The organism is Sulfurimonas sp. HSL3-2 (assembly GCF_039645965.1).
GTDB lineage: Bacteria > Campylobacterota > Campylobacteria > Campylobacterales > Sulfurimonadaceae > Hydrocurvibacter > Hydrocurvibacter mobilis.
This window is the reverse complement of the sequence record NZ_CP147917.1, coordinates 1,775,223-1,788,295: the sequence shown is the minus strand read 5'-3', so window position 1 is coordinate 1,788,295 and position 13,073 is coordinate 1,775,223. Positions and strand designations below refer to the sequence as shown.

Annotated in this window: 10 protein-coding genes; 2 read left to right on the top strand and 8 right to left on the bottom strand. The window is 40.5% G+C overall.

The features are described 5' to 3' along the window. Window positions 1-20 precede the first annotated feature (20 nt). Entirely contained in the window at window positions 21-698 is a 678-nt protein-coding gene (locus WCX87_RS08950) for a MerR family transcriptional regulator (protein ID WP_345979356.1), read from the top strand. 48 nt (window positions 699-746) lie between these two features. Here WCX87_RS08950 and dnaK read toward each other — a convergent pair whose 3' ends face one another. Beyond that, window positions 747-2,627: a molecular chaperone DnaK gene (dnaK, locus tag WCX87_RS08945; protein WP_345979355.1), complete on the bottom strand. Its 1,881-nt coding sequence runs from the start codon at window positions 2,625-2,627 to the stop codon at window positions 747-749. Window positions 2,628-2,867: 240 nt separating this feature from the next. Beyond that, window positions 2,868-3,407 carry a nucleotide exchange factor GrpE gene (gene grpE, locus WCX87_RS08940; protein WP_345979354.1) on the bottom strand — a complete coding sequence of 180 codons (540 nt, stop codon included), beginning with the start codon at window positions 3,405-3,407 and terminating at the stop codon, window positions 2,868-2,870. A 175-nt stretch (window positions 3,408-3,582) separates the two neighbouring features. On the opposite strand from grpE, the gene WCX87_RS08935 reads away from it, so the two are divergent. Continuing rightward, complete coding sequence (locus tag WCX87_RS08935; protein ID WP_345979353.1) at window positions 3,583-5,571, top strand: hypothetical protein; 1,989 nt, start codon at window positions 3,583-3,585, stop codon at window positions 5,569-5,571. Here WCX87_RS08935 and WCX87_RS08930 read toward each other — a convergent pair. From WCX87_RS08930 to WCX87_RS08905, 6 genes are all read right to left on the bottom strand, one after another. After that, window positions 5,568-7,559, bottom strand: a complete 1,992-nt coding sequence (locus WCX87_RS08930) for a hypothetical protein (RefSeq protein WP_345979352.1) — start codon at window positions 7,557-7,559, stop codon at window positions 5,568-5,570. The two genes, WCX87_RS08935 and WCX87_RS08930, sit on opposite strands and share 4 nt — an antisense overlap. A gap of 104 nt (window positions 7,560-7,663) precedes the next feature. Then, window positions 7,664-8,128, bottom strand: coding sequence for a hypothetical protein (locus WCX87_RS08925; RefSeq protein WP_345979351.1), 465 nt, complete (start codon window positions 8,126-8,128; stop codon window positions 7,664-7,666). Between the two features lie 88 nt (window positions 8,129-8,216). Beyond that, window positions 8,217-9,551 carry an APC family permease gene (locus WCX87_RS08920; protein ID WP_345979350.1) on the bottom strand — a complete coding sequence of 445 codons (1,335 nt, stop codon included), beginning with the start codon at window positions 9,549-9,551 and terminating at the stop codon, window positions 8,217-8,219. A gap of 33 nt (window positions 9,552-9,584) precedes the next feature. Continuing rightward, complete coding sequence (locus WCX87_RS08915; protein ID WP_345979349.1) at window positions 9,585-10,157, bottom strand: ComF family protein; 573 nt, start codon at window positions 10,155-10,157, stop codon at window positions 9,585-9,587. 133 nt (window positions 10,158-10,290) lie between these two features. Next, window positions 10,291-12,081 (bottom strand): translation elongation factor 4, encoded by a 1,791-nt coding sequence (lepA, locus tag WCX87_RS08910; protein ID WP_345979348.1) that lies wholly within the window; start codon window positions 12,079-12,081, stop codon window positions 10,291-10,293. A 36-nt stretch (window positions 12,082-12,117) separates the two neighbouring features. After that, complete coding sequence (locus WCX87_RS08905; RefSeq protein ID WP_345979347.1) at window positions 12,118-13,044, bottom strand: ribose-phosphate pyrophosphokinase; 927 nt, start codon at window positions 13,042-13,044, stop codon at window positions 12,118-12,120. Between the last annotated feature and the right edge of the window lie 29 nt (window positions 13,045-13,073).

The following is a 13,073-nucleotide window of genomic DNA, read 5'->3' as shown; positions in this document are numbered from 1 at the left end:
GAGTTTTAAAAAGAGAAATTATGGAATATAAAATATCACAGCTTGTTTCACTTACAGGTGTCCCCAAATCGACTATACTTTACTATATACGGGAAGGAATGCTGCCTGAAGCGAAGAAGATAAAGTCCAATGTGCATGTCTATAATGATGAACATCTTGAGCTTATAAAATATATAAAATACATGAAAAACAGCATCGGCAGTACAAATGATGATATCAAGATAGCACTCAAAAATAAAAATAGGTCTCTTGCTACATCTTTTACGATGATAGAACCGCTTATGAACACGCTGAGTCTTGTTTCAAAAGATGAAAACTATTATTCAAAAGAGGAGTTTATAACTCACTTTAAAGTAGATAGAGAGCTTTTGGATAAACTTTTAAAAGACGGGGTCGTGATCCCTCTGAGTGAAAATGAGTTTACAGACAAAGACAGTACCATGATCCGACTTGTCGATTCATTTCAAAAGGTTGGTGTGGAGTATGAGATAATCAAAGAGTATGCTATTCACGCGAGAGCGATCAGCGAGTTAGAGCGTAAGATGCAGCAGCAGCTTTGTGCTGTCCGTACGGATAAAAATTTTACAATGCTGTGGGAGATCATGTTTGACACGCTTTTTAAAGCAAAAGAGTATATCTTTAACCGTTATACTTATAAGACATTTTTAAAAGCTTTGAAAGAGGATAAGTTCGAATAGGGGGAAATGAGATATTTAGAAGAGCCGGAAGGCTCTTTAGGAGATAGATTACTCTATCTCTGCATCGATAACGTCGTCGTCTGCTTTTTTAGCACCTTGCGCCGCTTCTCCGCCTTGATTTTCTTGCTTATACATCTGCTCAGCCATTTTGTGACTTACTTCTGTTAAAGCTTTTACTTTTTCTTCGATCTGCTCTTTTGTAGAGTTTTCATCTTTAAGAGTTGCTTTTAGTTCTTCGATAGCTTTTTCGATTTTTACTTTTTCTTCAGCGTCAAGTTTCTCACCCATCTCGCCCATAGCTTTTTCAGTTTGTGCGATAAGTGCATCCGCTTGGTTACGTAACTCTACTAGAGCTTTACGTTTTTCATCTTCAGCTTTATGGTTTTCAGCATCTTGAACCATTTGGTTGATCTCTTCTTCACTTAGACCAGTGCTTCCAGAGATAGTGATCTTTTGCTCAGTACCTGTACCTTTGTCTTTTGCGCTAACAGTTAAGATACCGTTTGCATCGATGTCAAAAGTAACTTCGATCTGAGGCACACCGCGTGGTGCCGCAGGGATGTTTGAAAGTTCGAACAGACCTAAAGATTTGTTGTCTTTTGCGAACTCACGCTCACCTTGAACAACGCTGATAGTAACAGCCGGTTGGTTGTCTTCTGCTGTTGAGAAAACTTGAGATTTCTTAACAGGGATAGTCGTACCTTTTTCGATGATCTTCGTAGCAACACCGCCAAGAGTCTCGATACCAAGTGAAAGTGGAGTAACGTCAAGAAGAAGAACGTCTTTAACATCTCCTCTTAAAACACCACCTTGGATCGCAGCACCTGCAGCAACAACTTCATCCGGGTTCACACCTTTGTTAAGTTCTTTACCGCCGAAGTACTCAGAAACCATTTTTTGAGCAAGTGGTACACGAGTTGAACCACCGACCATAATGATCTCTTTAACATCACCTTTTGCAAGGTCAGCATCTTTCATAGCTGTTTCGATGTGGCTGATAGTCTCTTTTACAAGTTGCTCGATCATACCTTCGAACTTCGCACGAGTCAGTTTTACAACTAAGTGTTTTGGACCTGTCGCATCAGCTGTGATGAACGGAAGGTTGATCTCAGTCTCTTGTGCAGATGAAAGCTCTTTTTTAGCGTTTTCAGCAGCGTCTTTTAGACGTTGAAGAGCCATCTTGTCGTTTTTAAGATCGATCCCGTTGTCGTTTTTGAACTCAGCAGCTAAGAAATCAACGATCTTGTTATCGAAGTCGTCTCCACCTAGGAATGCATTCCCGTCAGTTGAAAGAACTTCGAAAGTCCCGTCGCTGATCTCAAGAGTCGTAACGTCGAAAGTCCCGCCTCCAAGGTCATAAACAAGTACATTCTCATCAGCTTTGCTTTCTAGACCGTATGCCAGTGCAGAAGCAGTAGGCTCATTGATGATACGAAGAACGTTAAGTCCTGCGATTGTACCGGCATCTTTAGTCGCTTTACGTTGTGCATCATTGAAATATGCAGGAACCGTGATAACCGCGTCAGTTACAGTCGAACCAAGGTAGCTTTCCGCATCCTCTTTTAGTTTAGAAAGGATCTTTGCAGAGATCTCTTGAGGCGTATATATCTTACCTGCAACATCAACAGCAGCCATACCGTCTTTACTTACGATCTTGTATGTTACTTTATCGTGAGCTTCTTTTGCTTTGTCCTCGTCCATCATAAGACCCATGATTCTCTTAACAGAAGAGATCGTCTTGTCAGGATTTGTGATCGCTTGACGTTTTGCAGGATCACCTACAAGTACATCACCTTTATCTGTGAATGCTACAACAGAAGGAGTAGTGTTTTTACCCTCTTTATTAGGGATGATCTTAGCCTCACCACCTTCATAAACTGCAACACATGAGTTTGTTGTTCCTAAATCTATACCAATTACTTTACTCATACTATTTCCTTAATTTTAATTTTTTCAAAATTTAAATGAAGATAATCCTTCACTTTATTATTCCGATAAAGGAACAAAGTCCCTTTATCTTCGCTTGCGCCGCTGTGGCGACTAAAGCTTGACACTATCGTGTCAGATTTATCTGCTATGCTTCAAGTAAAAATGCCGGAAGCATTTTTGTACTTTAGCGGCATAGCGCCTAGCGTAGACACTTGGACTTGTTCAAGTGTCGTTCATTAACTAGTTGGCCACGACTACCATCGCATCACGAAGCGGGCGGTCTTTGTATCTGTATCCCGTTTGGAACGTTTGAACGATTGCTCCGCTTTCATGCTCATCACTGTCTACTTTTTGAACCGCGTTATGGATATTCGGATCGAACTCCTCTTCGTGGCTCACTGCTGTAACACCGTGTTTCTCTAAAGTGGTAAGGAACTGCTTCATTGTCAGTTCGATCCCTTCTTTGAGCTTTTCTAAGAGATCTTCGGTAGCAAGGTCGGCATTTTTAGTTGCCGATATCGCCATATCCAAAGCATCTATTACCGGGATAAGATCCCTTGCAAACTTTTCATTTGCGTATTCAAGAGCTTGATATTTTTCGCGCTCTAAACGTTTTTTTATATTATCAAAATCTGCATGTACTCTCGCGTACTTATCTTTTAATTCAGCATTTTCTTTACGAAGCTGCTCAATCTCACTAAGCTCTTCTACGACTTCTTCTGAAACCTCAATCCCCTCATTTTCCGGGATAGTTTCTTCATTTGTATTTTCATTAGACATATTAAAAATTGACTCCTTTTTTGAAATCCATGAGTATTATAACAAATTGAGTCAATCTATGTCAAGTATAATCTTATAAAATTTACTTAGAATAGTTGAGTCTATTTGTATCAACTATGAAAACCCTTTCTATTTATCACTTTTATGATAAAATTTTTGAAAAAAAGGTTCTACATTGAAATACATCGGATGGCTTCTCGGACTGCTTCTATCGCTTATTGTTATTATCTATATAGTTGCATTCACGACATTTGGCAACAACTTGATCAAGCCTGTCATCGAATCAAAGTTAAAGGAGAATACAGATCTTCCCCTCAAGGTCGATGTATTTAAACTTACAACCAATTATATTAAACTATCTTTATCATTAAATGAAAAAAACAGTTTACATGTAGATGGAAACTACTCACTTTTTTCTCAATCATTTGACATATATTACAGCTGTAAATTTAATGAACTGCAAACACTTGCCTCTTTGACAAAAAAACAGCTTTTTGGGACACTGCATACAAGCGGGGAGGTCAAAGGCGATCTTGATTTTCTAAAGATAGACGGTATCAGTGATGTCGCAAAAAGTGATACTTACTACCATATAGAACTGACAAAGTTCGATCCTACATCGATCATCGCCAAGGTAAAAGGTGCAAAGCTTGAAAACATCTTAGCCCTTATCGGTGAGAAGATATATGCAAAAGCAGATATTGCACTTGACGTGAATTTCAAAGATATAAAACCGCATCAGCTAGACGGTGACTTGAACTTACATGTAAGCAATTCTAAGATCGACTACGCGCTCTTAACAAAAGAGTTTGGAGTAGATCTGCCAAAGACAGAGTTTACGATGGATGCAAAAGCAAGACTTAAAGGTGATGAAGCTGTTTACTTGTACGAGTTCAATTCAAACTTGGCAAAGATCAAATCAAACGGAATAGTCACACCGGAACCGTTGGCATTAAATCTTACATACGATGTGAACATAAAAGAGCTCTCCCTTTTACGTCCAGTACTTAAAGCACCTTTACGAGGGAAAATAGATATAAACGGTAAAGTCAAAGGTACAAAAGAGAACCTGCATGTAAGCGGGAAAAGCGATGTCGCTCAGAGTGATACGTTTTTTGATGTTACATTGGCAGATTTTAAACCAAAAGTAGTGGATGCGCAGATCAAAAACCTGAACCTCACAAAACTTCTGTATATGGTAGAACAGCCTCATTACGCAGATGCTTTGATCGATGCAGATATCAACATAAAAGATCTGCATTCATTAGACGGTACAGTTCTGACAAAAATAAAAAACGGTGTGCTGGATACAAAATATATCTCAAAGACCTATGAGTTTAAAAATATGCCTGGCATAACTTTTGATGCGAAGACAAACTCTAGACTCAATACAAACAGTATAGACACCTCTGTAGACTTTAACTCCAACCTTGCGACTTTTGATATCAAAAAAGCAAGTTATGACATAAACAGTAAAACACTAAACACGGACTACAAAGTCAAACTCCTTGATCTGAGCAAGCTCTACTTTGTGACAAACAGAGATCTAAAAGGTTCTGTCTTAGTAGACGGAAGGCTGAAAAAAGATAAAGATCTGCACCTTACGGCTCATTCAAACATCTTTGACGGTAAAGTGGATGCAGTCTTACACAACGATGACTTTACTGCTGACTTAGATAATCTGCAAACACTTCCTCTTTTGGATATGCTGGTCTACCCGCAGATATTCGCTTCGTCACTAGACGGAAAACTGGACTATAACCTTGCGAAAAAATCAGGCAGGTTCGATGCAAAACTGCGTGACGGTCATTTTACGAACAACCAGATGATAAACTTAGTGCGACAGTATGCAAAGACAGACCTTTATAAAGAGAAGTTCTTAGGTGATCTGCATGCTGGCATCAAAAAGGAGCAGATCATCGCATCGCTTCATCTAAACTCCAACAATGCACAGATAGACACGAAAGACCTGAAGTTAAACTCAAAGACAAAGATCATCGATGCTAAGATCAGAGTCGAAGCAAATAAAAATCCTTTGACCGTCACACTCAAAGGTAATGTAGAAAAACCGCGCATCGGTATCGATGCGACGGAACTCATCAAAAAAGAGGCCGGCAAAGCGATAGAAAAAGAGGTGAACAAGTTCTTAAAAGGACTGTTCTAAAAGCTCTGTTTCCTTTGAAACTTGTCTACAAATAAAAGCATGACCGGCAGTACAAAGAGATCACTCAGTAGTGAAATGAAAATAAGCAGGGCGCTGTATACTCCGATGAGCTGCAGGGACTCTACTTGTGAAAAATAGAGTGATCCAAAAACAGAGATGAGCACAAGAGATCCTATGATTATGGGAATACCTGCATAAAAGAAAACTTTTTCAAGTGTATGTTTTTGACTTCTTCCAAAATATCTTAAGCGGAAATATTTATACGCAAAGTGTATAGTCGCATCAGAAGCGAGCCCTAAAGAGATAGTCATGGCGATAAGCATCTCGATACTCAGCGGAATATCAAAAAGAGTAATGAGCATCCCAAACCAAAGAATAGGGATGAGGTTGACGGTGAAGCCTACAAATATCATTGGCCATGATCGAAAGATCCAACCCGTGATGGTACCTATGAGAATAAGAGCAACAAAGAGTGAGCTTGCCAGCAGTAGCGTCTTATTGTATTTTGCAAGGCTGAAGAGTGTGGCATCGTCAAGAAAATAGAGATCGATATTGGGGTACGCTTGCAACCACTCTAGTAACTCGAGTTTATTGATATCAAACAGATTTATGACTACATTCACCGTATTGTCATCAAAATATTTGTCATTAAGCCGATACAGATCGATGTAGAAAAGTGCTTGGAGCAATGCTTCGTCATCTAACTTGTCGGTTTGTGTATTTGCTTCATTAAGATTATGTACAAGAGATACTATTGAGACGACATCTCCTAGTTCATCTTCAAATCTGTTTTGCAGATCTTGTGTGAACTGTTCTAAAGAGTGAATGAGCTTTATATCTATCTGTTTATAGGGGACTTTTAGTTCAAGCTGCTCATTTTTTACATGAAGATGAAAAAGATGGTGGCTTTTTGAATAGATCGTGACCGCTCCGATGATCAAAAATAGATAGGTGATCGATAAAAATCCCAAAAGAAACTTTTTATTGTAATGCAGTTCATTGGATGCTAACAGGTAGCCAAGTTTGACATATGGGACATGCGTGTGCTTCAGCGTAAAATGACTGAGTATCGAAGGCAGAACCGTTAAGTTGAGAATATAGCTTACAATAGAGGAGACGATGACGCTAAGGCTCAGCAGCTTGATGATGTCAGAATCGATAAACACCAGACTTCCAAGTCCAAGAAGCGTCAGAACCGATGTCCACATCGCAGGGGTCATATTCCTATTGAGCATTTTACGCAGAGCGTGTATCTCATTTGTCTTGTACTGAGAAACATGCCAGCGGTAGTAAAAATATAAAAACTCAACGAGAGATATACTGATGGTAATAAAAGGCATCGTAATGTGAATAGTATTGATACCGGTGATCAAAATGATAGTACCAAAGGTGAGTACAGTCGAGAGTGTCAAAACAAAGAGTGCCGAAAATGCTGCAATATAGTTTCTAAAGAGTACTCTAAAGGTGAGCACAAGAATCGCGGTAAAGATCAGTAAATAGAGAAAGAGTACATTCCAGTGGACTTTATAATCAAAATGGATGTATTGGTACTCTCCGGGAATATGCAGTTTTGTAATATCGACAGTGTCTGTAGCACTAATAAAAAAGTAAAAAGTTCTAAACTCTTTATCTACTATGTTGCAGTAATTGTTATGGGACTTTTTTACAAGCTGTTTTAGTTTCAGACTGTTGATCTGTGTAGAGTCGAGAACTACCAGCATTCTGGAGTTATTGGAGTCAGACTCATTTTCTATGAAATCGTTACTAAAGATCGAAGAGACTTTTTTGACATGCGCGAGGGCAGAAAGCTCTTGCTGGAGTTTTTGAAGCTCTGCCATTGTCGCATCATCGAACTTAGTTGTATGGACGACTAGTTTAGATTGCTTATAACGCTCGAAATGCTGGAGGTCCGTTTTTTTTGCCTCTTTTAAACTTTCTTGCCAAAACAGTTCATCAGAAGAGAGGAATTTCGGTTCTAAGGTGTTCATAAACACTATAGCTATTAATGTGAAAAAAATAATAATCTGTTTTCGATATATAAGTATGAAATCAAGGTATCTATTGATATTTGGTGTGTTGTAATACATACAGGCTATTTCCTATTTTCTATGATTAAAAAAGGTCGTTTATTAACGTTTAATTTTTGGGCTATATCTTTTATAGCGGATATCTTTGCCTCTACCAGAGGTGTTAATGGTGCCGTGATATTATCATCGTTGAGCATAATATTAAGAAGTGTCTTTAACGGTTTTTCTGCTCTATAGACTGCCGCGATAGCATTTTGTGAATGTAAGCGGGGAATCCCGTAAAGATAAAGATGGTAGCGGTACTTTACAAGCATTGCAGGATTGGTGGAAACCATCGAGATGAATTTACGCGAATATCGACACCATGGATCGATAAAAACATATACATCTCTATCGCCAGAACCATATATAATAGCATCTTGCTGTATAGATTGAACCGATTTTATACTGGTCTCATAAGGGAGTGTCTTTAAGTCATCTGCTAAAACAAAACTGCCGAGAAGTAAGGTGAAAATAAATAGTTTATACATGAATGTATTATAACTTTTATTTATTACTTGGTTATTACAAAATTGAATGTTTTTTCATCAATTGTCACCATGGAGACAAGAAAAGTTTTTAAAAGGGCTTTTGTAACCTTCTTGCACGAAACAAAGAGTAGAGATATGCACTGAGTGTAAGCAGCAGATACAGACCTATGATGAAATAGAGCTGCTCTATCTGAGTCGTGGCTTCAAAATAGATAATAAATACACTCCCCACCAAAAGAGCAAACATCGCAAAGAGCGTGATAAAGGTAGAGGAGTTGGTCTTTCTGCGTATTTTAAAATTTGCGTATGCCATTAAAAAAGATACGATCAAGAAGGTAACGCTTCCAAACTCCAGTATCAACTCCAGATTCCCTGCTAGTATCAGTAAAAATGCTAAAGTTGACATAGTTATGATCGCGTTTGTAGGGATCGTCGTATCTCTTTTTGATAAGAATGACGGGAAATAACCGTCTTTGGAGATGACTGCCATCTGTCTGGATGCTCCAAAAAGTGTCGAACTGATGGCACTGCTTGTAGCCAGAAGGGCACCTGCTATCACCAAGTCCTCTCCCCAGTGACCAAGCAGATGACTTGTCCCGGATGCCAAGGCATACTCTTTATCTCTGATAATATCTGCAAACGGGATGGCAAGTATTGCCCCGATGGAGATGACGACATAGATGGTGATGGCTAAAAAGATGGCCCAATATATCGCTTTCGGTATATTTATCTCAGGTTTTTCCATTTCGTTGACTGCGTTTATGACAAGTTGGAATCCCTCATATGCTACAAAGGTCAGCGATGCGACGATAAAGATAGATAAAATAGAGATGTCTTTTGTCTCACGCAGCAGATGAGGCAGTGTCGTGTCGGTATGGTTGATAAGGACAAAGGAGATGATAGAAAGCAGAACAAGTTTAGTATAGACCATCAAGTCCTCGATCCTTCCCATCCCTTTGACGCTCCATACGTTTACAAGAGTGAACAGTAAGATGATCGCGCCAGCGACCGCCTTTCTAACCCATTCATTGTTTGCAAAGCTAAAGTCGCTGATGGCATATGACGCAAATGTATAAGCGTAAAGCGCTAAGGTACTGATATATCCGAAGATGACCCACCAGCCTATGAGCGATGCAGCAAAATGCGAGTCGGCAAAAGTCTTTTTGTAAAATGAGTAGGTCGCTCCCTCATCTTTGTAGTAGACACCGAGTTTGATGTATGAGTACGCGGCAAATGTCGCGATGATACCGCCTATGGCGATGGCTATGGGCGTGTATGCTCCGATGAGCGAGACCGAAACACCCAGTACCGTAAAGATACCGCCGCCGACCATTCCGCCAAGGGCAATGGCGACGAGCTCAAATACACCTAAGTTTTTGCCGCGTCTTCTATGTATAAAAGGGTGATTGAGTTTTAATGCCATCTGTTTCTCACTTGTTTACATGTAAGCTGCATTTTACTCGCTTGCATCTACTAAAGTCAAGCAAAAAAGGACCTCTTTGCCTTTACAAGTAAGGGTGTTACAAGCTTGCGACAGTGTCAGTCCTGTCGTTATGATATCATCGACGAGGATCACATTATTCTCTTTAAACTCTTTTAGTTCAAAATCTCTTGGATTGTTCATCCTGTACTCTTTTGTCTTACCGGAGTAGGTTATATCGTTTCTTGATCGTAGTCTTGCATATTTTGGAGTGATGTATCTGCTTTTTAGCGCTTTGTTCAAGATGGCCGTATGCGAGTAGCCATTCTTGACTCTGTCATCGATGCCGATGCTCGCTATCTTTTCATCAAAAAGAAACTCGGAAGCGAACTTTTTAAAAGTAAGGTCGGCCAGGGCGGAGTAGATGTAGTACCCAAGATCGGTATGTTTGGTATGGATGAGGTCTTTTATATCGTTGTATTTGTAAAAGGAGATGACTTCGATGTTGTTGAGGATCTTGCGTTTGTGGATGGACGGAGTTAAAAGTTTTTCTTGACAGGATGAGCAGAGATGTGTGAGCGAAAACCTCTCACACATCATACAGCGCATGTTAGTCCATTTTCAGGATAGACATAAAAGTCATTATTTGATTGTCTTCTTGTAATCGGAACAAGTCCCGACTACAATTCATCTCACTAAAGCTTTTGCTGGTGCAAAAAGAAGCATTTATGAGAACCATCATCTAATCCATTTTCAGGATAGACATAAATGCTTCTTGCGGAAGCTGTACTTTACCTATGGACTTCATACGTTTTTTACCCGCTTTTTGTTTCTCTAAAAGTTTACGTTTACGGGTAATATCCCCGCCGTAACATTTAGCGGTAACGTTTTTACCCATACTTTTAACAGTTTCACGGGCGATAACACGGTTACCGATAGAAGCTTGAACAGCGACTTCAAAAAGCTGACGAGGGATGAGCTCTTTCATATTTTTGACCAGTACGCGTCCGCGAGATTCAGCCGAGCTTCTTGGAACGATAACAGAGAGTGCATCGACGACGTCGCCTGCGACTCTGACGTCAAGTTTGACAAGGTCACCCTCTTTAAAGTCACTCGGATCGTAGTCGAAACTCGCATACCCTTTAGAAATAGACTTGAGTTTGTCGTAAAAATCTACGACGATCTCGTTCATTGGGATAGAGTACTCTAAAAGGACACGGTCTTCGTTGATGTAGCTCATCTTTTCTTGGATACCGCGCTTTGATACTAAAAGCGTGATGATGTTTCCTAGGTACTCGGCAGGCGTGATGACCGTCGCTTTGACATATGGCTCTTCTATATGATCTATATAGTTAGGCTCAGGAAGTTCCGAAGGGTTTTGAACCGATATCATCTCACCGTTTGTCATATAGACATTGTAGATAACCGAAGGAGCCGTAGCGATAAGTTCGATATCAAACTCGCGCTCTAATCTCTCTTTGACGACCTCCATATGAAGCATTCCCAAGAAACCGACACGGAAACCAAACCCAAGAGCCACAGATGTCTCAGGCTCATAAGAGAGTGAACTGTCGTTTAGACGAAGTTTATCTAGCGCCTCACGAAGGTCTTCAAACTTATCCGTGTCTATCGGATAAAGTCCTGCAAATACGAACGGTTTTGCAGGTTCATATTTGAGTGCAGGTTCTTTTGTCGGGTTTTTTGCATCAGTGATGGTATCACCGACGTTGATGACGCTTACATCTTTAAGTCCAAGAACGACGATGCCTATCTCTCCGCTCTCAATAGCATTTGTCTTTTGGCGTTTTAGAGGGTGCGGGTACATGAGATCAAGAACGGCGTGTTCTTCGTTGTTGCTCATAAGCTTGACGACTTGACCTTTTTTGATAGAACCGTCGAACACACGTACAAGTGCAAGTGCTCCAAGATAAGCATCAAACCAAGAGTCATATATGATCGCTTTTGTCGTAGCATCAGGATCGCCTTGCGGTTCAGGAACACGCTCTACTATGGCGTCTAGAAGTTCGCGTATACCGATCCCGCTTTTTGCAGATACCTGCAGTGCGTCAGTCGCATCGATACCGATAGTCGCTTCTATCTCTTCTGCAACACGTTCAGGTTCAGCAGCGGGAAGATCGATCTTGTTTATGACCGGGATGATCTCAAGATCGTTGTCCAGTGCCATATACACGTTTGCAATAGTCTGTGCCTCGACGCCCTGTGCAGCATCGACGATAAGTAAAGCACCGTCACTAGAAGCCAGAGACTTGCTGACTTCGTAAGAGAAGTCGACGTGGCCCGGAGTGTCGATGAGGTTTAAGACATAGTGCTGACCGTCTTTGACATAGTCAAGTCTTACCGACTGCGCTTTGATGGTGATACCGCGTTCTTGTTCGATATCCATGGTATCCATCATCTGTTTTGTCATCTCACGTTGGCTTACAGCCCCGCATTCTTGGATGATGCGGTCTGCAAGCGTACTTTTACCGTGATCGATATGCGCGATAATAGAAAAATTTCTAATGTTTTTCATATATATGTGTTCTTTAGTTTAAGATGGTCTATATTTTTATATAAACAGTGAATTTACACTTTCATTGTGATAAACACGGCGGATCACTTCAGCAAATAAAGGAGCGACCGTAAGTACTTTTATCTTTTTGTTCGGTTGTGAAACGAGTGTGTTTGAAACGATCAATTCATCTAGTTCACCGTTGTCTAGATTTTCATACGCTTTACCGCTTAGAACTGCGTGAGTCGCACAAGCCATAACAGACGTAGCCCCGTTTTTCTTTAGTGCAGATGCAGCTTTTACCATAGTCCCCGCAGTATCGACCATATCGTCGATCATGATCACATCTTTGCCTTTTACGTCACCGATGATGTTCATGACTTCTGCGACGTTCGCTTTTTCACGGCGTTTGTCGACGATAACCATCTCTAGACCCATTTTTTGTGCAAAATATCTAGCACGTGCAACGCCGCCGATATCCGGTGAAGCGATTACAGGATTTTTCAGGTTTTTAGATTTGATGTACTCTTTGAAGATGATAGAACCGTAAAGGTTGTCAACAGGGATATCAAAGAAACCTTGGATCTGTCCCGCGTGAAGGTCGATAGTCACGACTCTGTCGATCCCTGCAGTCTCATACATATTTGCAACTAGACGAGCCGTGATAGGAACACGAGGAGCTGCTTTTCTGTCTTGACGAGCGTATCCGAAGTATGGAACAACGGCAGTGATACTGCTTGCACTTGAACGACGAAGGGCATCCGTCATGATCAAAAGTTCCATCAAGTTGTCGTTTGAAGGAGCTCCTGTTGATTGGACGATAAATACATCACGTCCACGAACACTCTCAGAGATCTGAACAGATATCTCTCCATCACTAAAACGTTTGACTTCCGCCTTTGCCAGTGGGACATCAAGAGTCTGACATACCTCTTTTGCAAATTCAACGCTAGACGTACCAGCAAATATCTTATAACCGCGCATTTCATTCCTTGAAAATATAATTATGGAAT

Excerpts from the sequence above, each read along its gene's own strand:
- WCX87_RS08950 (WP_345979356.1), top strand. The coding sequence starts at position 21 with ATGGAATATAAAATATCACAGCTTGTTTCACTTACAGGTGTCCCCAAA.
- dnaK (WP_345979355.1), bottom strand. The coding sequence starts at position 2,627 with ATGAGTAAAGTAATTGGTATAGATTTAGGAACAACAAACTCATGTGTT.
- grpE (WP_345979354.1), bottom strand. The coding sequence starts at position 3,407 with ATGTCTAATGAAAATACAAATGAAGAAACTATCCCGGAAAATGAGGGG.
- WCX87_RS08930 (WP_345979352.1), bottom strand. The coding sequence starts at position 7,559 with ATGAACACCTTAGAACCGAAATTCCTCTCTTCTGATGAACTGTTTTGG.
- WCX87_RS08925 (WP_345979351.1), bottom strand. The coding sequence starts at position 8,128 with ATGTATAAACTATTTATTTTCACCTTACTTCTCGGCAGTTTTGTTTTA.
- WCX87_RS08920 (WP_345979350.1), bottom strand. The coding sequence starts at position 9,551 with ATGGCATTAAAACTCAATCACCCTTTTATACATAGAAGACGCGGCAAA.
- WCX87_RS08915 (WP_345979349.1), bottom strand. The coding sequence starts at position 10,157 with ATGCGCTGTATGATGTGTGAGAGGTTTTCGCTCACACATCTCTGCTCA.
- lepA (WP_345979348.1), bottom strand. The coding sequence starts at position 12,081 with ATGAAAAACATTAGAAATTTTTCTATTATCGCGCATATCGATCACGGT.
- WCX87_RS08905 (WP_345979347.1), bottom strand. The coding sequence starts at position 13,044 with ATGCGCGGTTATAAGATATTTGCTGGTACGTCTAGCGTTGAATTTGCA.